At 57.6% G+C, this 19,759-nt stretch carries 19 protein-coding genes; 12 read left to right on the forward strand and 7 right to left on the reverse strand.

The window, feature by feature from the left end; translation table 11 throughout:
* Positions 1–44: 44 nt before the first annotated feature.
* The 4 genes from pdhA (at position 45) to FIV08_RS04895 (ending at position 3,882) form a co-directional block, all read left to right on the forward strand.
* Positions 45–1,124, forward strand: a complete 1,080-nt coding sequence (pdhA, locus tag FIV08_RS04880; protein WP_152437522.1) for a pyruvate dehydrogenase (acetyl-transferring) E1 component subunit alpha — start codon at positions 45–47, stop codon at positions 1,122–1,124.
* Positions 1,121–2,125 carry an alpha-ketoacid dehydrogenase subunit beta gene (locus FIV08_RS04885; protein WP_152437523.1) on the forward strand — a complete coding sequence of 335 codons (1,005 nt, stop codon included), beginning with the start codon at positions 1,121–1,123 and terminating at the stop codon, positions 2,123–2,125. Before pdhA ends, FIV08_RS04885 begins: the two co-directional genes overlap by 4 nt.
* A complete protein-coding gene (locus FIV08_RS04890) occupies positions 2,122–3,246 on the forward strand; it encodes a dihydrolipoamide acetyltransferase family protein (protein ID WP_152437524.1) in 1,125 nt (374 codons plus the stop codon). The genes FIV08_RS04885 and FIV08_RS04890 overlap by 4 nt, the downstream gene beginning before the upstream one ends.
* A 114-nt stretch (positions 3,247–3,360) precedes the next feature.
* Positions 3,361–3,882, forward strand: coding sequence for a copper chaperone PCu(A)C (locus FIV08_RS04895; protein WP_228715495.1), 522 nt, complete (start codon positions 3,361–3,363; stop codon positions 3,880–3,882).
* A gap of 12 nt (positions 3,883–3,894) precedes the next feature.
* Here the strand turns inward: FIV08_RS04895 and FIV08_RS04900 are convergent, their stop codons facing one another.
* The gene (locus FIV08_RS04900; RefSeq protein WP_152437525.1) at positions 3,895–4,605 is read right to left on the reverse strand and encodes a tellurite resistance TerB family protein; all 711 of its coding nucleotides are present in this window, start codon (positions 4,603–4,605) and stop codon (positions 3,895–3,897) included.
* Between the two features lie 432 nt (positions 4,606–5,037).
* On the opposite strand from FIV08_RS04900, the gene FIV08_RS04905 reads away from it, so the two are divergent.
* Both FIV08_RS04905 and FIV08_RS04910 read left to right on the forward strand, forming a co-directional pair.
* Entirely contained in the window at positions 5,038–6,093 is a 1,056-nt protein-coding gene (locus FIV08_RS04905; protein WP_267313116.1) for an efflux RND transporter periplasmic adaptor subunit, read from the forward strand.
* Positions 6,090–9,188 carry an efflux RND transporter permease subunit gene (locus FIV08_RS04910; RefSeq protein ID WP_152437527.1) on the forward strand — a complete coding sequence of 1,033 codons (3,099 nt, stop codon included), beginning with the start codon at positions 6,090–6,092 and terminating at the stop codon, positions 9,186–9,188. Before FIV08_RS04905 ends, FIV08_RS04910 begins: the two co-directional genes overlap by 4 nt.
* A 112-nt stretch (positions 9,189–9,300) precedes the next feature.
* On the opposite strand, the gene FIV08_RS04915 is transcribed toward FIV08_RS04910, so the two are convergent.
* Positions 9,301–11,028, reverse strand: coding sequence for an alkyl sulfatase dimerization domain-containing protein (locus FIV08_RS04915; RefSeq protein ID WP_172972248.1), 1,728 nt, complete (start codon positions 11,026–11,028; stop codon positions 9,301–9,303).
* Positions 11,029–11,090: 62 nt separating this feature from the next.
* On the opposite strand from FIV08_RS04915, the gene FIV08_RS04920 reads away from it, so the two are divergent.
* Positions 11,091–12,065 (forward strand): arsenic resistance protein, encoded by a 975-nt coding sequence (locus FIV08_RS04920; RefSeq protein ID WP_152437529.1) that lies wholly within the window; start codon positions 11,091–11,093, stop codon positions 12,063–12,065.
* Positions 12,066–12,080: 15 nt separating this feature from the next.
* Here FIV08_RS04920 and FIV08_RS04925 read toward each other — a convergent pair whose 3' ends face one another.
* Positions 12,081–12,359, reverse strand: a complete 279-nt coding sequence (locus FIV08_RS04925; protein ID WP_106693606.1) for a SelT/SelW/SelH family protein — start codon at positions 12,357–12,359, stop codon at positions 12,081–12,083.
* Between the two features lie 98 nt (positions 12,360–12,457).
* On the opposite strand from FIV08_RS04925, the gene FIV08_RS04930 reads away from it, so the two are divergent.
* From FIV08_RS04930 to FIV08_RS04940, 3 genes are all read left to right on the forward strand, one after another.
* The gene (locus FIV08_RS04930) at positions 12,458–13,690 is read left to right on the forward strand and encodes an RNA polymerase sigma factor (protein WP_152437530.1); all 1,233 of its coding nucleotides are present in this window, start codon (positions 12,458–12,460) and stop codon (positions 13,688–13,690) included.
* A 142-nt stretch (positions 13,691–13,832) separates the two neighbouring features.
* Complete coding sequence (locus FIV08_RS04935) at positions 13,833–14,192, forward strand: YciI family protein (protein WP_061333342.1); 360 nt, start codon at positions 13,833–13,835, stop codon at positions 14,190–14,192.
* A gap of 15 nt (positions 14,193–14,207) precedes the next feature.
* The gene (locus FIV08_RS04940; protein WP_072677831.1) at positions 14,208–14,561 is read left to right on the forward strand and encodes a DUF1428 domain-containing protein; all 354 of its coding nucleotides are present in this window, start codon (positions 14,208–14,210) and stop codon (positions 14,559–14,561) included.
* A gap of 25 nt (positions 14,562–14,586) precedes the next feature.
* Here FIV08_RS04940 and FIV08_RS04945 read toward each other — a convergent pair whose 3' ends face one another.
* A complete protein-coding gene (locus tag FIV08_RS04945) occupies positions 14,587–16,773 on the reverse strand; it encodes an OsmC domain/YcaO domain-containing protein (RefSeq protein ID WP_152437531.1) in 2,187 nt (728 codons plus the stop codon).
* Positions 16,774–16,797: 24 nt separating this feature from the next.
* Between FIV08_RS04945 and FIV08_RS04950 the strand changes: the two genes are divergently transcribed.
* The gene (locus tag FIV08_RS04950; RefSeq protein ID WP_152437532.1) at positions 16,798–17,025 is read left to right on the forward strand and encodes a hypothetical protein; all 228 of its coding nucleotides are present in this window, start codon (positions 16,798–16,800) and stop codon (positions 17,023–17,025) included.
* Here the strand turns inward: FIV08_RS04950 and FIV08_RS04955 are convergent.
* Together FIV08_RS04955 and FIV08_RS04960 are read right to left on the reverse strand one after the other, a co-directional pair.
* Entirely contained in the window at positions 17,022–17,855 is an 834-nt protein-coding gene (locus FIV08_RS04955) for a zinc-dependent peptidase (protein WP_152437533.1), read from the reverse strand. The two genes, FIV08_RS04950 and FIV08_RS04955, sit on opposite strands and share 4 nt — an antisense overlap.
* A gap of 42 nt (positions 17,856–17,897) precedes the next feature.
* Positions 17,898–18,317, reverse strand: a complete 420-nt coding sequence (locus FIV08_RS04960; RefSeq protein WP_152437534.1) for a universal stress protein — start codon at positions 18,315–18,317, stop codon at positions 17,898–17,900.
* A gap of 86 nt (positions 18,318–18,403) precedes the next feature.
* On the opposite strand from FIV08_RS04960, the gene FIV08_RS04965 reads away from it, so the two are divergent.
* Positions 18,404–18,724, forward strand: a complete 321-nt coding sequence (locus tag FIV08_RS04965; RefSeq protein WP_152437535.1) for an antibiotic biosynthesis monooxygenase family protein — start codon at positions 18,404–18,406, stop codon at positions 18,722–18,724.
* Here the strand turns inward: FIV08_RS04965 and FIV08_RS04970 are convergent, their stop codons facing one another.
* Complete coding sequence (locus FIV08_RS04970) at positions 18,725–19,696, reverse strand: ribonuclease Z (RefSeq protein WP_152439593.1); 972 nt, start codon at positions 19,694–19,696, stop codon at positions 18,725–18,727.
* Positions 19,697–19,759: the final 63 nt, after the last annotated feature.

Here is a 19,759-nt window from a genome sequence, read left to right on the forward strand (position 1 = left end):
AGCGGTCAGGCTTTTATCGCGAAGCCGGGGGACAGGAGGACGGGATGAGACAAATCCACGAATTCCATGTGGATAGCACCCGCTATCTGGATGACCATGGCAAGCCTCTGGGGGAGCTGCCGCCCCAGGCCGGGAACACCGATCGGGTTCTGGCCGCCTACCGCAACATGGTGCTGACGCGCACCTTTGATTCCAAAGCCATCGCCCTGCAACGCACCGGCAAGTGCGGTACCTATCCCTCTGTGCTGGGGCACGAGGTGGTGGGCACGGCGATTGGCCAGAGCATGGCGAAGTCTGATGTGTTTGTGCCCTATTACCGGGACCAGGCGGCCCATCTTCTTCGCGGCGTCAGTCTCACGGAATTACTGCTGTATTGGGGCGGTGATGAGCGTGGCAGCGCCTGGCAGAACTGCCCGGAAGACCTGCCAATCTCAGTGCCCATTGCCACTCAGTGTTGCCATGCTGTGGGCGTGGCGGCGGCCATGAAGATTCGCGATGAGAATCGGGCCGTGGTGTGCTGTATCGGCGATGGTGGCACCTCTAAGGGTGATTTTCTGGAGAGTATCAACCTGGCCGGCGCCTGGCATTTACCCGTTGTATTTGTAGTGATCAATAACCAATGGGCGATTTCCACACCTCGCAGCCTGCAAAGTGGCGCGGAGACCATTGCGCAGAAAGCCATCAGCGCCGGATTGCCGGGCCACATTGTCGATGGTAACGACTACTTCGCTACGGTCGAGGCGCTGGATACGGCTCTGGGCCGGGCACATGGTGGTAAAGGCGCGACGGTGATTGAAGCCATTACCTACAGGCTGGGTGATCACACCACCGCCGACGACGCGACCCGCTACCGTACCGCCGAAGATCTCAAGCGCGCCTGGGAGAAAGATGGCATCAAACGCCTGCAGAACTGGTTGCATGACAACGGCCACTGGAGCCCGGATAAAGAAAAATCTCTTCAGGCCGACTGCAAGCAAACTGTTGAACGGGCCGTTGAAGCATACCTGGCTATGGAGGCCGAGCCACCCACCGCGATGCTTGATTACCTGTTTGAAACCCTCCCCGCCGCGTTGCAACCCCAGCGTGAGCAGATCGCCAGCAAATACCGGGGAGGTGACCTATGAGCCAGGCAAAGCAATCCATTGAAACCCGTGATGTGACCCTGGTGGAAGCGGTGAATATGGCCCTGCATCGGGCCATGGCAGACGATGCTAACGTAGTGATGCTGGGCGAAGACATTGCCACCAATGGCGGCGTGTTCCGGGCCACCGTAGGCCTGAAAGAAGCCTTTGGCTTCAAACGGGTGATGGATACGCCGCTGGCGGAGAATCTGATCGCCGGTACGGCCATTGGTATGGCTACGCAAGGCCTGAGGCCCGTGGCGGAATTCCAGTTTATGGGCTTTATCTACGCCGGCATGGAGCAGATTGTAAGCCACGCCGCTCGCATGCGTAATCGCACCCGCGGCCGCCTCCATTGCCCATTGGTGTTTCGGGCACCGTTCGGTGGCGGTATCCATGCGCCCGAGCATCATTCGGAAAGCACCGAAGCCCTGTTTGCCCACATCCCCGGCCTGCGGGTGGTTATTCCCAGCTCCCCGCAACGGGCGTATGGCCTTCTGCTGGCGGCCATCCGCAATCCGGACCCGGTGATCTTCCTGGAGCCCAAGCGTATCTACCGGGCAGTCACCCAGAGCGTGGAGGACAACGGTGAGGCGCTACCGCTGGATATTTGCTTCACCCTGCGCGAAGGCGATGACGTCACCCTGATTACCTGGGGCGCCTGTGTGCAGGAAACCCTGCAGGCCGCGGACAAACTGGCGGAGCAGGGCGTCAGCTGCGAGGTGATCGACGTAGCCACCGTCAGCCCCCTCGATCGGGAAACCCTACTTTGCTCTGTGGCCAAAACCGGTCGGGCGGTCATTGTTCACGAAGCCTGCCGCAACGGCGGTGTTGGTGCGGAGGTGGCTGCCTCCATTGCCGAAGGTGCCTTCCTGGACCTTCAGGCCCCGGTGGTGCGAGTCACCGGTTACGACACCATCATGCCTTACTACCGAAACGAGCAGTATTACCTGCCGCAGGTGGAAGACATCGTTAAAGCCGTCGAACAGGTGATCGCGCTATGAAAAACTTCAAACTCCCAGACTTAGGCGAAGGCCTGCCCGAAGCCGAAATCGTCGAATGGCACATCAAAGTTGGCGATACCGTGGACGTTGACCAGGTACTGGTCAGCGTAGAAACCGCCAAAGCCATCGTTGAAGTGCCCTCGCCCCAGGCCGGAACCATCGCCAAACTCTATGGCGAACCCGGCGACATCATCCACACTGGCGAACCCCTGCTGGCCTTTGAAGGAGAGGGGGACGACAGCGGTACCGTGGTGGGTGAGTTGAAGTCCTCCGGAAAAGGCGATGGTAACGGTGCGCAGCAGGACCAGTTTATCGTTGGTGCGGCACCTTCCAGCAAGCGGGCCCGGGCCAATCGCGCCACCCCGGGCGTGCGCGCACTGGCGGAACGCCTGGGCGTTGGCCTGGAAACCATCAAGGGCAGCGGCCCGGGTGGCCTGATCACCACGGACGACGTGCACAAACAGGCCAGCCACCAGAAACAGTTGGGCGAAGCCGAACCCTTGCGAGGCACCCGCCGTACCATGGCCAAGAACATGGCGTTGTCTCACGCCCAGGTCGTGGCGGTGTCGATATTTGAAGACGTGGATATTGGTGACTGGAAAAAGGGCACCGACATCACCATGCGCCTGGTGCAGGCCATTGGCAAAGCCTGTGAAGCTGTGCCGGAGCTCAACTGCTGGTTTGATGGCGACAACCTGAGCCGGCAACTCCTGAACGAGGTGCATGTGGGCATCGCCGTAGATACCCCGGACGGCCTGTTCGTGCCGGTGTTGCGGGACATCACCCATCGCAGCCAGAAAGACCTGCGCCAGGGCCTGGAGAACCTTCGCGAGGCGGTGGCCACCCGCAAGATACCGCCGAAAGAGATGCAGGGCGCCACCATTACCCTGTCGAATTTCGGAACCATGACCGGACAGTACGCCAACCCCATTGTCAGCCCGCCACAAGTGGCCATCGTGGGGGCCGGGCGAATCCGGGATAAGGTTGTGCCACATAAGGGCACTGCGACCATTCGTCGCATCCTGCCGTTGTCATTGACCTTCGACCACCGGGCGGCAACCGGCGGGGAAGCCTCGCGGTTTCTGGGGGCGATGATGACAGCTTTGGTCAAATCGGCTTGATGGATTTTTTCGTTGTTGTCCGGCCTTGTGACTGACCACTTGCCAAGGCAGGATGCAGGGTCAACACTTAAGGTACTGCGAGTGTCATCAACATAATAATCCATGCGAGAAGCCATGAAACCACTGACAAATGCGGCAGCGGCTTTGCTGTTGTCCTCCGCCACACTATGCATGCCATTGATGGCAGCTGATCACAGTCATCATCACGGGCATAGCCAGGAACAGAAGACTGTTCAGATTGACCACCCCTGGAGCCGGCCAACCCCGCCGGGAACCCCCATGGGCGTTGGCTACATGGTGATTACCAATAACGGCGAGCAGGACATCACGCTGGTATCAGCTGAAAGCCCGAGAGCCGGGCATGTGTCCATTCATGAAACATACGAGCATGAGGGACTGATGCGAATGCAGCGGGTCAGCGGCGGGCTCACCATTCCTGCCGGCGGGACAGTGGAACTGAAGCCCCATGGTTACCATTTGATGTTGGAGCAACTTGCTGAGCCCCTGACGGAGGGGGAGCTCGTCTCCGTCAGATTAGGCTTCGATGCTCTTGAAGACGTCACGGTGGAGCTAAAGGTTCAGCCCCTGGATGGCACCCAGGGTAAGATGAACCATTCTGGTATGCATCACCACTGAGCCGCGGTGCGGCTAGCCTGCGGCAGCCTGAACCTGCTGCTCCAGTTCTCTAGCAAGGCCCGCCTCCAGGCGCAATGCAGACGCCAGTTGGTCTAGCCATGCACGCTCCATGGGGTTCTGGTCATCAATCATCAAAACGCTGACGATATACATCTCTCTCGCGGCCTGGGGTGAATCAGCGTTTCTGGCCAGGATTCCTGCATCCAGGGGCGCGTCGAACTGCTGCTGGATCCACTGATGAAGTTCATCATCCGGATTCAGCTTCTCAATCTCCTGTGTCAGAAGGTTGCGCTCGTTGGCATCAATATGGCCATCGGCGCGGGCTGCCATGATCATTGCCTGAAGAATCTCGAGTCCTCGGCGCTCCTGATCCGCACCCTGGAGTTGTTCCAGTGGTCGGCCTTGTTGAGCGGGTTCCGAGGGTTCTGGCGTTTGGGCCTTGCCCTGATAATTCTGGTAGGCCTTCCAGGCCAGCACGCCTGCACCGGCGAGCGCACCGTACTTGAGTGCTTTACCTCCCATTTTCCGACCACGTTTTGATCCGAGCATCAGGCCCAGTGCTCCGCCGCCAAGCAGGCTTTTAACATCAATCCCACTGCCGGATTTTCCGCTGAGATGACTGCCAAGGCCCCCGGCCAGCTGGTTTACATCAACGCCGCCTTTACGCGAAGGGTCAATCTGGGCTTGGCCCATAATCTGATTCAAAACTGACATAACATTCATGAAATGCTCCTTCTATGGGCACAGATAGCACATCCGCACAGCATTCCGACCGGCCTGGTCAGAATCCCGATAATCACGACACGACTATATAGTTGCCCGGTGTCACCAAAAGTTCCCTCAGTGATGACTCGGTACGTCAGATCCGTTTCGCTTGACGCTGTGTAGTTAGGAAAGCTATATAAATGTTTGTCTTGCAGATTACCGCCCCGGAGCATCCGGTGGAGGTGTTCGCTACTCTGTCATTAAATCGGCGTGAACGCCCGTGCTCGCACGTTTAAGGGAATAAAGTTAATGGAAAGAAAACAATCTGCCCACCTCGGCCCCACGAAGCAAGGTGGAATCTGCTTGGTATTGTCTGTGTGTTTTTTACTTCTGACTGCTGGTTGTTCCGAACCCACTGGCGCGCCTGCGAGCCCGCCGGTCGCAGTATCCGTGGTCACACTGACTAATGCGGAAGTGCGGCCATCCCGAGAATTCGTGGCCCGAACCGCCGCGTCTGCAAAAGCGGATATCTCTGCTCGCATTGAGGGAGAGATCAGGGAAATCAATTTCAAGGAAGGCGCCCGGGTTGAAAAAGGCCAGTTGCTGGTGCGCCTGGAAGACACCGTGGCCAGGTCGGACCTCAGGAAAGCAGAAGCTGAACTGACGGCATCCAGGGCGGAACTGGAGTCGGCTACCAGAAACCTGCGCAGGGGCGAAGATGTTGCAGACAAAGGATTCCTTTCAGCGGCTGACCTGGACAAACTCCGTGATCGTTTCAGTGTTGCTCAGAGCCGGCTGCAGGCGGCAGAGGCTGCGGTGGAGAAAGTGCAGAACAATCTGGGTTACACCGAAATCCGAGCACCGTTTGATGGTTGGATCGGCAAGCTGAATTTTGATGTCGGCGCTGTGGTTAGTCCCGCAAGCGGCCCGATTACGGAAATTCTGGTGACTGATCCAATGTACGTAGGCTTCCAGGTTAACGAGGCGGATTTTGTGGCCTATCGGCGCGCCGGCCAGGCTGCGGCGGAGACGAGGGCCGGTAATCTCTCGCTGTCCCTGACACTGCCCGATGGCGAGCGCTATGATCAGGGGGGCGTTCTGGACTTTGCTGACGTCAGCACAGACGCCTCCACCGGCACCGTAGCCATGCGGGCCGTGTTTCCGAATTCCGCTGCGGTTCTTCTGCCGGGGCTGTTTGTAACCCTGCACATAGAAGGGCGAACCGGTGAGTCCAGGCTCCTGGTGCCGCAGGTTGCGGTGCAGGAAACGATGGAGGGCCTGTTCGTGCTTGTGGTAGACGACCAGGAACAGGTCGTTCAGCGTTTTATAACCACCGGTCCACGCCGCGGTGCGATGGTCGTTGTTCAATCCGGGCTCGAGGTTGGCGAGCGGGTGATTGTAGAGGGAATGCAGAAGGTTCGCTCCGGTATCATCGTCAGCCCGGTCGAGAAGCGTATCAACCCTGAAACGGGCGTACTTGCTACTGAGAGCGAGCTTGCCCAATGATCAGCCGCGTCTTCATACAGCGACCAAAGTTTGCCTTTGTTATTTCCATCCTGATAACCCTCGCAGGCGTGCTTGCCCTGCGCGGGTTGCCGGTGAACATGTACCCCGACATGGCTCCGCCGCAGATTCAGGTGTCTGCATCTTTGCCTGGAGCCGGCGCCGAGGTGGTTGAGGAATCGGTTGTTCGGCCCATTGAGCAACAGCTCAATGGGGTGGAGGGGATGATCTACATAGAGTCGACGGCCTCCAGTGATGGGGTGGCAAAGATAACGCTGACCTTTGAAAGTGGAACAGACACGGACCTTGCCCAGGTAAACGTTCAAAACCGTGTCGCCCTGGCGGAACCTTTCCTGCCGGATGAAGCCCGCCGGCAGGGTGTGGTGGTGAGTAAGCAGTCCGGTAATATGCTGATGGGTATCAACCTGACGTCTGAACGGCCGGATCTTGATGGTGTTTTTCTCAGCAACTACGCCTCCAACAACCTGGTTGAGGCGCTGGGGCGGGTGCCTGGCGTTGGTTCTGCTGAGGTCATGGGGGCAAAAGACTACAGCATGCGGATCTGGCTGGACCCGCAACGCATGTCATCGCTCGATATTACCGTTGCAGAGGTGGCCGCGGCACTGCGCGAACAAAACCAGATTGTCGCGGCGGGTAAACTGGGCCAGTCGCCTGTGCCACCCGGGCAGCAGTTTGTATACAGCATACAGACCCGGGAGCGGCTTTCAGACCCTGATGAATTTGCCAGGACTATCCTGAGGGCAAACGCCGATGGCGGGTTCCTGCGCCTGCAGGATATTGGTCGCATTGAGCTGGGGTCACGCTCTTATGCCTCAACCGCCAGGCTCAATAATCGGGATACGGCGTTCGTGGTGATTTACCAGTTGCCGGATGCAAACGCGCTTGACGTCGCCGAGCGCGTTAAAAAGGTCGTAGATGACGCCGCGCCAGGATTTCCGGACGGCGTTGAGTACAGCGTTCTTTTCGATAGTACCGAATTCATCAGCCGCTCGATCGACGAAGTGATTGTAACCCTGTTGCAGGCCGTCGGTCTGGTCATACTGGTGGTGTTCCTGTTCCTGCAGAACTGGCGGGCTACGTTGATTCCCAGTATCGCGATTCCCGTCTCGCTCATTGGCACTTTTGCAGTGATGGCAGTACTCGGGTATTCAATCAACACCATCACATTGTTCGGGTTGGTGCTCGCCATCGGTATCGTGGTGGATGACGCAATCGTGGTGATCGAGAACGTTGAGCGGCTGCTTAAGGAAGAACGGCTGCCAATTCGCGAAGCAGTCACCAAGGCTATGGGCGAGGTTACCGGCCCTGTCATAGCAACAACGCTTGTGCTTTTGGCTGTGTTTGTCCCGGTCGGCTTCATGCCGGGTATAACCGGTGAACTATACAAACAGTTCTCCGTGACCATTTCAGTGGCAGTGGTTATCTCCTCGATCAACGCACTGACACTGAGCCCGGCGCTTTGCGTTTCACTGCTGGGCCGTGGCGGAAGCCAGACCATGGGCTGGTTGAGCCCTTTTGAAAAGCTGATTACCAGAAGCACCAGAGGCTATGACGGGCTGGTAACGCGCCTGCTACGTAAGGGTGCGCTGGCGGGGCTGGCCCTGGGGGCGATACTGGTTGCCAGCGCGGGTTTATTCAAGGCAGTGCCGACGGCATTTGTACCGCCGGAGGATCAGGGGTTTTTGTTTGTTGATGTGCAGTTGCCAGATGCAGCAGCCCTTGAGCGCACCGATGTCGTGCTGGAAAAAGTTACGGAGCTGGTGCTCGAAGACCCGGCAGTGACAAATTTCATCACGGTGTCCGGATTTTCCCTGTTGGGTGGCGCAAACTCCAACAACGGCCTTGGCATTGTGACGCTCAAAGACTGGGAAGAACGCGAAAGTGAAGCGCTGGGCCTGGGGCAGGTCATTCCGCGGTTAACATCACGGCTCTGGTCAGTTTCGGAGGCGCAGGTGATGGTATTCAACCCCCCGCCCATTCCGGGATTAGGCACAACCTCCGGGTTCGACTTCCGGCTTCAGGACAACCAGGGGCGGGATGTTTCTGAGCTGTCCCGGGTGATGAATGGTCTGATCTTTGAGGCCAATGCGCACGAGGCGCTGTCGCGGGTTTACAGTACGTACCGGGCAAACATTCCCCAGTACCTGTTGCAGGTGGACCGCAACAAAGCAAAGGCAATGGGCATTCAGCTTTCTGACATCTTTTCCACCCTTCAGACACAGGTTGGTTCGCTGTACGTGAACGATTTTACCCGGTTTGGCAAGAACTATCGGGTTTTGCTGCAGGCTGAAGGTCGCTTCCGACAGGATCCCGAAGACCTCTCCTACTACCATGTGCGAAATCAACAGGGTGACATGGTGCCGCTCACTACGCTTGCATCACTGGAGCCGGTTCTTGGTCCGTCGACTATTCAGCATTTCAATCTCAAGCGTTCTGTCACGCTGTCAGGTGAAGCCGCCGCCGGCTATGCCAGCGGGGATGCGCTTAAAGCTATGGAGAGCCTTGCAAAAGAGCTGCCCCAGGGTTACGAATTCAGCTGGGCTGGACAGAGTTTGCAGGAGATTCAGGCTGGTAGCCTGGCAACGGTGATCTTCCTGCTGGCTATTGTCTTCGTGTATCTGTTTCTGGTTGCCCAGTACGAAAGCTGGAGTCTTCCCCTGGCGGTCATTGGTGCGGTGCCGCTGGCGATGTTCGGCGCCATGGGTGGGCTCTGGCTGCTTGGCATGGCGAATAATATCTATGCGCAGGTGGGGCTGGTGTTGTTGATCGGCCTCTCGACCAAAACCGCCATCCTGATTGTTGAATTTGCCATGCAGTTGAAACAGTCCGGCCTGGCCACTGCTGAGGCGGCCCGAAAGGCGGCCGTTCTACGTTTTCGTGCGGTCTTGATGACGGCGTTTTCGTTCGTGCTGGGTGTGCTGCCCTTGGTGTTTGCCAGTGGTGCCGGTGCGGCGAGCCGGGTGAGCCTGGGTGTAACGGTACTTTGTGGTATGGTCGCCGCGACGATTCTGGGAACCTTGCTGGTGCCGGTTTTCTATCAGTGGATCCAGGGTGCTCGGGATCGGTTCTGTCGTTAGCGGGCAATTCGTTGTCAGAGTTTCCCGTTCACGGAACCGAGAGTGTTAAGGTTGGCATCCTCGCTGGAAGGCTTGGCGAGGATGCCGTTTGCCGGCCTGTGATTCGTGTTCGTTAGTCCTCAAGATCTAGTTCAAACAACCGGAGAAACCGGGTAAAGCCAATCCGCCCACCTTTGACATACTCGAAATCCGACAGAATGGCCAAGGCCGGGTTGCGGATGCCGGCGAGCATTCGCTTGAAGTCGAGGCTGTCGATGCGCACATGGATATCGGCATCCCTTGATTCGCCGTCCCGAAGTTCTGAGGCGCCTCCTCTCACAGTGAGAGTGAAGCTCTGATCCAGGTCGGGAAATTCAAAGACCACAGACTGATAGATGTCCCATGCGGACTCGCCATCCAGGTTGACGCTCATGCCGCTGAAAAAGTTGTTGATGGGAATTCCCTTCAACATTGTATCGTTCGGGGTTACTGCCATCAGAGGCAAGGTAATCTCGCCGGCCAGCTCGGCGGCGGACGTGAGGTAGTAGTGACGAGCTCCCGGATTGGATTCTGCTGACGCCAGGGCATGCAAGGCCGCAATTCGGTGCTCGATGGCTGCCTGGTGTTCCGGTGTCAGGCTCAGTACATAGTCAGTCAACTCCAGCACCCATTGATGGTCTTCGTTACTGACAGCCTGGTCCACCGCAGCCATCAATGCATCTTCACCACCTGCCAGTTGGGCGATGCGCTCGGCTTTTTCTCTCGGCGGTGTGGGGTGCAGGTTACTGGGATTGCCATCAAACCAGCCAAGCGTTCCGCTAAAGACCATGCGGGCAGACCATTCCGGTTTGCCATAGAACTCCTGCAGGAACGGGGATTGTGCCAGGTGCGGCGGCAAACGGATCTCATGGGCAATTTCGTCGGGAGTTTTGCCGGCATTCATCATGCGGATGGTCTGGTCATAGACATAGCGGATCGCATCGCGGTAGTCGGTCAGGTGCTTACGGATTTCAGCTTTGCCGGTTACCGGGCGTGAGTGGCCGGGTACCAGGTATTCCGGCTCCAGGTCGCGCATCATCTCCAGGCTGTCAGCCCAGGTTTTCGGGTCCCTGTAGCTGGTGCCTCGAATGGTGTAGAGGTTGGGAAAGGCCCGGTAAAAGTTATCGCCGGGCAGCAGTACTTTCTGTTTCGGTAGCCACACCACCACTTGATCATCGGTCTCGCCGGGGGCGTGTTTGAGTATCATCTCCACACCGCCAACGGTGATGCTCAGCTCATCCTGAAAGGTCTGAGTCGGTCGCAGGATCTGCAGGGTACTGTGTTCCTGCAAATCCACAAATGGGCCGATACCCACATTGGTTCGGTCGGCATCGGACAGTCGGCTGCCGTACATGCGAAAGGAGCGCTGGGTGATAATGGGCTGAAGCACACTCACGGTCTGGTCAACCGCTTTCTCCAGAGAGCGGTGAGCATAGATTTCGACCGGATCGCCATCGTTGATAAAAGCCGGCGCCCCATGGATATGGTCCGGATGCGAATGGGTATAGATAATGGCTCGCACCGGTTTGTCAGTGATTGCCCTGAAACGCGCGGCGATTCGTTCCGCCGCTTCCAGCGACTCCATGGTATCCACAATGGTGACGGCGTCATCCCCTTCGATCATGATGGAATTGGCAATACCAAAACCAATGGCAACATAAACACCGTCGGTGACTTCAATCACGTCTTCCCGGAATTCCTCGCCATGGCGGTCAAGAGCTTCCTGTGTCAGGGTTCCGGATGCCGGCGGCCTGTCAGTGCTGGAAGGGCTGCAGGCGGAAATCAGGAGGACGCTCAGTAACAGGAAGGTGATGCGGGGCATGGTGAGATCCTTAGTGTTGTTGTTTCTGGTAGCGAGCATGAGTGTTGCACTGATCGTCACTGATGAACGAGGAGGCATTACTGTTGGCCCGTGAAGTGATGGAAGAGTATCAGGTCTTTATCTATCTGGTGGCTATCTGCCTGGGCCTTTTGGTGGGAGTGTGGATGCCCGACCTTGGTGGGCGTCTGGAATGGCTTCTTTGGCCGCTACTGGGCTCTTTGCTCTACGCGACGTTTACCCAGGTGCCGCTGGTGCGCCTGCGGGATGCGTTTACAACGCCTCGATATATGTTCGCGGCGGTGATTGGCAACTTTCTTTTGCTACCATGCATCGCTTGGGGATTAATGGCCCTTGGCCCGGCTATTCCAGCTGTCCAGTTGGGCCTGTTGCTAGTCTTGTTGGTGCCCTGTACCGACTGGTTTATCACCTTTACCCATTTGGGGGGCGGTGACACCAGAAGTGCCATTGCGTTCACACCAATTAGCCTTTTGCTCCAGCTGCTGCTGTTGCCATTTTACGTGTGGTTGTTCCTGGGCACAGAGATTACCGCCAGTGTGGTCCAGCAGGAGTTGATACTGGCATTCGTCGGGTTGATGGTCGCGCCCCTGATTGCCGCTTATCTGACGGAAACCTGGGTGGGGCGGAGCAAAAGCCGGCAATCGGTTGTGATAGCTCTTGGTTGGCTGCCTGTACCGTTGTTGGCCTTGGTGGTCTTCTGTATTGCAACCGCGCAAGTGAATCTGGTCTTGGAGTGGGTTGGACTTCTTCCCTGGCTATTCCTGCTCTTTGCCGCATTCTTGCTGGCTGCCGGGATGCTGTCGGTGGTCGTCGCCAAGGTTGCGCGGTTACCGGCCAAGCAGGGCAGGGTGTTGGCGTTCAGTTTTGGTAGCCGGAATTCGTTTGTTGTCCTCCCACTGGCACTGTCATTACCTGCCTCGTATGAGCTGGCCGTGGTTGTGGTGGTGTTTCAATCCCTGGTGGAGCTTTTCGGGATGGCTTTTTTCCTGTGGTGGGTTCCGAGGAAGCTGCATCGTTAACCTCCCTGGCCCGAATTACGCGGGTTTGTCTGAATGCCCGAGGGAGTGTTCCGGCGCGATCTGATCCCGCACCAGCTGTTTCAATTGCTTGATGTCCGGGAAGCCTCCCTGTTCCTTGCGGGACCAGATACGGGTGTCGTTTACCCAGACTTCGAAGATGCCGCCGGTGCCGGGTTTCAGGGTAAGTTCGTCGACCATGCCGTCAAAGGTGGTGAGCAGTTCCTGGGCCATCCAGGTGGATCTCAGCATCCAGTTACAGCCGGTACAGTAATGTAAGGTGATTCGCGTTGCCATTTGGTAATGCTTCCTGCGTGGAAAAATCTGTGAGTCATGCTATCAAATGATGTGTGGTGTTTCCTTCGCTCAAGGCAATGGACGGCAATGTGCAAGCAATGTCATCAGACTATCCCGCAATTGGCCAACTTTACCATCAGCATTCCCGACAGGTGCTGGCTACCCTTATTCGTTTGTTAGGCGACTTTCAACTGGCCGAGGAAGCCATGCAGGAGGCGTTTGCCGCTGCTGTGCGCCAGTGGCCTGATGAAGGGCGGCCGGATAATCCGGTTGCCTGGCTGATCCGGGCCGGCCATCACAAGGGCATTGATCATATCCGCCGGGGTCAGACCGCCAGGCGCTATGCGCATCTGATGGCGGTAGACGAAGAAAACTCTGAAGCTGCCGCTCCAGAGGGTATCGAAGACGACCAGCTTCGGTTGCTGTTTATCTGTTGCCACCCGGCGTTATCGCTGGATGCACGAGTTGCGTTAACCCTCCGCGAAATGTGCGGCCTGACCACAGAGCAGGTGGCCAGCGCCCTTCTGCAAAAACCAGCCACCCTGGCCCAGCGGATAGTACGAGCCAAGAAGAAGATCCGTGAGGCGGGGATTCCCTACGAGGTGCCGGAACCGAGGGAGCTTGATGAGCGCTTGCCCGGGGTGCTTCGAGTCATTTACCTGGTGTTTAACGAGGGCTATTCCCGGAGCGACGGCGATTCATTGGTGGATGTGAGCCTTTCAGGTGAGGCCATTCGGCTGGCTGAGGTGCTGGCGAGGTTGCTTCCCGAGGGTGAAGTGTTCGGCCTGTTGTCACTGATGCTACTGCACGATTCTCGCCGAAGCGCCCGTGAGGACGAGCAGGGCGATCTGATTACGCTCGAGGATCAGGACCGTTCAAAGTGGGACCAGAGCCAGATCGAGCTCGGGCTGAAGTGGCTGGAGCGGGCACTGTCAAGAACGCCGGCCTCACCGTATACCCTGCAGGCATCCATAGCGGCGGTGCACGCCCAGGCTCGCCGGGCGGAAGACACGGATTGGCGGCGAATTGCCCGGTTATACGATGCCCTGTATCGCCAACACCCATCGCCGGTAATAGCACTTAACCACGCAGTGGCCGTTGCCATGCGGGATGAGCCGGAAGCCGGACTGGCGCTCCTGGACGGCTTGCTGGGCAACAAGGAAATCCTGACCTACCACCTGTTCCATGCGGCCCGTGCCGACCTGTTGCGCAGAGCCGGTGATTTCGAATCGGCGATCGCTGCCTACCAGCGTGCCTTGGAACTTGCCACTCAGGGGCCGGAGCGCCGTTTTCTGGAGCGACGGCTTCAATCCCTTTCTGGCGGTGTTTGAAAAAATATTCCCGTCCTGTCGATTTCCGGGGTGTTGGCTCGACTAAACAGTAGAACAACCCCCGCAGGAAACATTTATCGCGCAAAGCGGGCGAACCCAGTTCAAACCAGATCCTGCCCCACTGGCAGAAGGAGGGTAATCCATGAAATACGTTGCTCTGGTGTATTACCAGGAGAGCATAATCAACGCCATGACCGATCAGCAGTGGCATGACCTGAACCAGGAGTGTGTGGCCGGAGTAGAGCGGCTGACCGAACAGGGAAACTACGTCACCGGCCAGCCTCTGCAGCCAACCGACACGGCCACCACCGTGCAGGTTCGTAATGGTGAGGTGTTGATATCAGACGGCCCGTTTGCCGAAACCAAAGAGCAGTTGGCCGGGTTTTACCTGCTGGAGGCCAGAGACCTGAACGAAGCCCTGCACCTGGCCAGCCGGATTCCACCGGCACGCTTCGGCAGCATTGAAGTGCGGCCGGTGCGAGAGCTGCCACCGAAGGACTGAATCAGGAGAAAAGTCATGAGTTATATCGATGGATTTGTGGCCGCCGTGCCAACCGCAAACAAACAGAAGTACATCCAGCACGCCAGCGATGCCGCCGTGGTGTTCAAGGAATACGGCGCTACCAAAATGGTGGAGTGTTGGGGTGACGACGTGCCAGACGGCAAGGTCACGTCGTTTCCTATGGCCGTGAAGTGTCAGCCCGAGGAAACGGTGGTGTTCTCATGGATTGAATGGCCGTCCCGCGCAGTGAGGGACAAGGCCATGCCCAAAATCATGGACGATCCGCGCCTACAGCCGGATGTGAATCCTATGCCGTTTGATGGCAAACGGCTGATCTACGGCGGCTTCGAAACGGTGGTGCTGGAGTAGCGGCGCCTGCTGGCACCGCCTGTGGTCAGAGCCCCGCTTTGCGGGCCCTGGCCGCGTGCAGCTTCTTGTAGCTTTCGATCATCTTCAGGTGCCGGTCCAGACCGCGCAGGTCCATGCCGGTTTCTTCCAGGCCATAGAAGCGGACCGTGCCGTTAATCGAGCCCACTACGGCATCCATTACCTCGTCACCAAACATACGGCGGAAGTTGTAGAGGTAGTCGTCCAGCGCCAGTTCTTCATTCAGCGTCGCTTCCAGGGCTGCGTTCATGGCCTGGTAGAACAGGCCCCGTTCTACGGTGTTGTCGTTAAACTGCAGGAACATGTCCACCAGCTCCTGGGCCTCTTCCAGCTCGCCCAGCGCCAGGTAGATGAGCAGTTTCAGCTCCAGAATGGTGAGTTGGCCCCACACGGTGTTTTCATCGAATTCGATGCCGGTGAGGGTGACGATGGTCATGTACACGTCCAGCTCGGCCTCTTCCAGGCGTTGCACCAGATCGGCCAGTTCGTCTTCATCCAAACGGTGCAGGTTGAGGATGTCCTCCCGGAATGCCAGCGCCATGTTGGTGTTGTCCCACACCAGGTCTTCGACCGGATACACCTCGGAATAGCCTGGCACCAGGATGCGGCACACCGGAGCACCCAGGTCTTCGAACACCGCCATGTAGCATTCCTTACCCATATCGGCGAGGATGCCGAACAGGGTGGCGGCTTCTTCTTCGTTGGAGCCGGAGAAATCCCATTCGACAAAATCGTAGTCGGATCTGGCACTGAAGAAGCGCCAGGACACCACGCCGCTGGAATCGATAAAGTGCTCAACGTAGTTGTTGGGCTCGGTCACCGCCATGGAGTTGAACGTTGGCGCCGGCAGGTCGTTCAGGCCTTCAAAGCTGCGGCCCTGCAGTAGTTCGGTCAGGCTGCGTTCCAGCGCCACGTGGAAGCTCGGGTGCGCACCGAAGGAAGCAAACACACCGCCGGTTTTCGGGTTCATCAGGGTCACACACATCACCGGGAACTGACCACCCAGGGAGGCGTCTTTTACCAGCACCGGGAAGCCCTGTTCTTCCAGGGCCTTGATGCCTTCAACAATCTCCGGGTACTTGGCCAGCACGCTCTCCGGCACGTCCGGCAGGGCGATTTCGTTTTCGATGATCTCTTTCTTCACCGCCCGCTCGAAGATTTCCGACAGGCACTGTACCTGGGCTTCCTGCAGGGTGTTGCCGGCGCTCATGCCGTTGCTCAGGTACAGGTTTTCGATCAGGTTGGAGGGAAAATATACCGTTTCTCCGTCTGACTGGCGCACATAGGGAATGCTGCAGATACCGCGCTCCGGCGTGCCCGAGTTGGTGTCGAACAGGTGGGTGCCCAGCAGTTCGCCGTCCGGGTTGAAAATCTCCAGGCAGTAGTCGTCGAGAATGCCCTCGGGCAACTCGCCTTCCGGGCCGGGCTGGAACCATTTCTCGTTCGGGTAATGCACGAACTCGCTGTTGGCGATGTCCTGGCCGAAATACTGATCGTTGTAGAAGAAGTTGCAGTTCAGCCGTTCAATGAACTCGCCCAGGGCCGAGCACAGGGCGGCCTCCTTGGTGGCGCCCTTGCCGTTGGTGAAGCACATGTGGGCGGCGGTATCACGCACGTGCAGGGACCACACGTGGGGCACAATGTTGCGCCAGGAGGCAATTTCGATTTTCATACCCAAGTCTGCCAATATGCCGCTCATGTTGGCAATAGTGGTTTCCAGGGGCAGGTCTTTGCCTTCGATGTAGGTGCTGGAGTCGGTGCCCGGTGCAGCGGTGAGCAGGGCCTGAGCGTCTTCGTCCAGGTTTTCGACCACTTCAATCTGGAAGTCCGGGCCGGTTTGCACCACCTTTTTGACCGTGCAGCGGTCGATGGAGCGGATGATGCCCTGGCGGTCCTTGTCGGAGATGTCTTCCGGCAGCTCTACCTGGATCTTGAAAATCTGCTTGTAGCGGTTTTCCGGGTCTACAATGTTGTTTTGCGACAGGCGGATGTTATCTGTGGGAATATCCCGGGCGTTGCAGTAAACCTTTACAAAGTAGGCTGCGCACATGGCGGACGAGGCCAGGAAATAATCGAAGGGGCCGGGTGCCGAGCCATCGCCCTTGTAGCGGACAGGCTGGTCTGAGACGACGGTGAAATCGTCGAATTTGGCCTCAAGCCTCAGGTTGTCGAGATAATTGACTTTGATTTCCATGGGCAGCTTACCGGATTCAGAAATATGAGCAGTTTACGCGGAATAGACGAGGTAATCCCCGATGCGCGGGATGGTCTCACAAAAACCGAAAGGACGATACTTTACGTCCTCAGTGAAACCCAGAAGGAGCTGGGTGGCCGCAATGTGCCTACGGTGATGCTCTACGGCCGGGTGCTGGAATACGTGAACATCAGCGAGCAGGAGCTGCACCTGTTTCTGGACCGGCTTGGGGTCAAGGGTGATGGCCGTTAAGGGCGGTGGCTACTGAAGTCACGCGGGTCCAGCCGGTAATAGCCGCACAACGCTTTGTAAACATCCGGCTGAGCTTCGAGCAGGTGTTCGGGCTGTTGAAAGAAGGTTTCGGTCAGTACCGCAAAGAATTCCGCCGGTTCGGTGGCGCCGTACGGGTCCAGCCAGGGCTTGTGGTGGTGTGCCAGGCGGTGTTGCAGGTGGTCCCAGGCCTTGGTCATGGTTTCCTGCCAGTTCCGGGCCTGCTCGCCATACAGTGGTGGTGCGCCATCGGCGGTGCCGTCCAGGTAGTCCAGCTGGTGGGCGAATTCGTGAAGAATCACGTTGTGAGGGCTGTCCGGCTCTTCGATGGCGCTCTCGCACTCGCTCCAGGCCAGTACCACCTGGCCACGGGAGGAGGCTTCGCCGGCGCGGACCTGGTCACTGTGGCTTACCACCAGGCCGTCACTCTCAGTACCCTGGGCCCGGTAGACGTCCGGATACACCAGAATACTCTGCACTTCATCGTAGTCTGAAAACGGCCGTTCCAGAATCAGCAGGCAGGCATGGCCAGCAATGGTTACGCGTACTCTGTCGTCTACCTCAAAGCCATCGCAGCCGTAATAGTCCTTCTCTGAGACAAACAGCTGCACCAGGCGCTCAAGCCGCTTCCTTTGCTGCGGTGCCAACCGTTTGTAGGCGGGCACCTGCTTTTTAAGATAGCTGCGCCAAGGTTTGGGGAAGGGCTGCTGCAGTTCCCGCTTTCGCCGCCAGGTGCGATAGAAAAACAGGTAAAACAACGACCCGGCAAGCAGAGTGGTGGCAAAGACAGCAAAAATGACAGGCGCAGACATCAACAACTTCCCCAGGCGTGTCTGGCCAGTCTACCTCAACGATCAGCGAACCACGAAGACCGAAATGTCGCTGTGTTTTACGATCTCAGCGGCGTTAGAACGCAGCAGGTGCAGCTTATCTCCCAGTCCGGGCGTGTGCGATGCCATCACAACAAGGTCTGCGCCAGTATCTTTGATGGCGCCTAGTAACTTGGAATCCAGTTCCACCGCCGTATCGACAGACTCAAGTACCTTGGCGTCTGTTTTTATGCCGTGAGCTTGGCCTTGCTCATGGGCAAACTCGGCTAGTTTCCCGGCAAGCTCTTTCGGGTTGTGGGCGGCGGCGCCGGGCGTGCTATTGGTGACCGTCACGTAGCAAAGGTTTGCCTGATAGTGCTTCGCCATGTCGATGGCGGTGCTCAGGGTTTTGGGAATCTTGTCCATGTGAGAAAGATCCACAGGTACGAGTATTTTTTTGTACATGGTTCAGTCTCCATCGCTCAGAATTTGAACTTATGTCTTCAAGTCTGGACCATGAAACGACAGGTCGGCAAATCAGAGGCAGTTTTATGAAGTATATTTTTGAAGTCACCGTGAAGGACGGCCACACGGCGGAGGATTATGCAGATGCCTGGGTAAGAGCCAGCGAGCTGATTCAGCAGGCCCCCGGGGCTCGCGGCACGGAATTGCACCGGAAGATCGGTGAGCCGAACAAGCTGATTGCCATCGCCAGCTGGGACAGCAAGGCAGACCGGGATGCCATGGACGCAACCAAGGACCCCCGGATTATGGACATCATCAAAAGTGCGGCGCCGTTTGTGGAGATCCGGCCTTTGGGTGAATTTGAAGACCCGGAATGGGTGGTGATGCCGCCCGGGGACAACGGGTAATCAATGGCCATCGAGCTTGTTCAGCTTCAGGTCTTTTTCCAACCGGTATGTATCAAAATCTTTGGCCAGAAACAGGTGGCCTCTGTAGTGCTGTAACGCCTCCGCTGCCAATTGATTAATATGGGGCGTGCCACCAGGTACCGACTGGTAGCGTGAGCTGAAATGAGTCAGCACCAGGTTAGGCAGTTTCGCGCTCTGGGCGAATCGGGCTACCTGTTGGGCTGAGCTGTGTTGGGGCCAGGGGCCAACCCGGTCGGCCACGTCCTGTGTATAAGTGGCTTCGTGGATGAGTACATGAGTGCCTTGGCTGGCCTCTTTAAGAAGCTCCGGTGTGTCGTTATCGCCACCCACAATGATGCGCCGGGCGGTTCTGGGTATGTGCGTGTAGTCATCGCTCCGCAACAACCGGCCGTCATCCAGCAACACGTCTTTGCCCTTCTGCAGATCGCCCCAGGCCGGGCCGGCCTCTATGCGGTCCGCCGCCAGTTTCTCCTGCTTTAGCTGGCGCTCCAGGTTTCTTTCGGTAAAGACATAGGCCCGGCAGGCCACGCGGTGGGAGAGCGCCACGTTGGTAACGCCCATATGGTCATCTTGCCAGTAGAAATCCGGCGCCTCGGAGTTGATGAAGTTCAGCGGGTAGCTCAGGCTCGAATCACTGTTTTCGATCACGGCATCAATAAAGCGGCGCACCTGTGGCGGCGCAATGATATCCAATGGTTCTGTGCGGCCGAGCATGGAGGCACTGGTGAGCAGACCGGGCAGGCCGAAAATGTGGTCGCCATGGATGTGAGTGATGAAAATGGCGCGTAGCTGCATCACCGAATACCGGGTGCGCATCAGTTGGTGCTGGGTACCCTCACCGCAGTCGATCAGGTACCAGGGTTTCGGGCCGGAGCGGCTCAGGGCCAGCCCGGTGACATTGCGTGACCGGGTTGGTGTTCCGGCGGATGTGCCCAGGAAAGTAAATTCCATCATGCCTCGTTTCGCGGTAATGTGCCCCCTGATGATACGAAACCTTTTGCCGAGAGGATACGT

It is taken from the genome of Marinobacter sp. THAF197a (assembly GCF_009363275.1).
Classification (GTDB): domain Bacteria; phylum Pseudomonadota; class Gammaproteobacteria; order Pseudomonadales; family Oleiphilaceae; genus Marinobacter.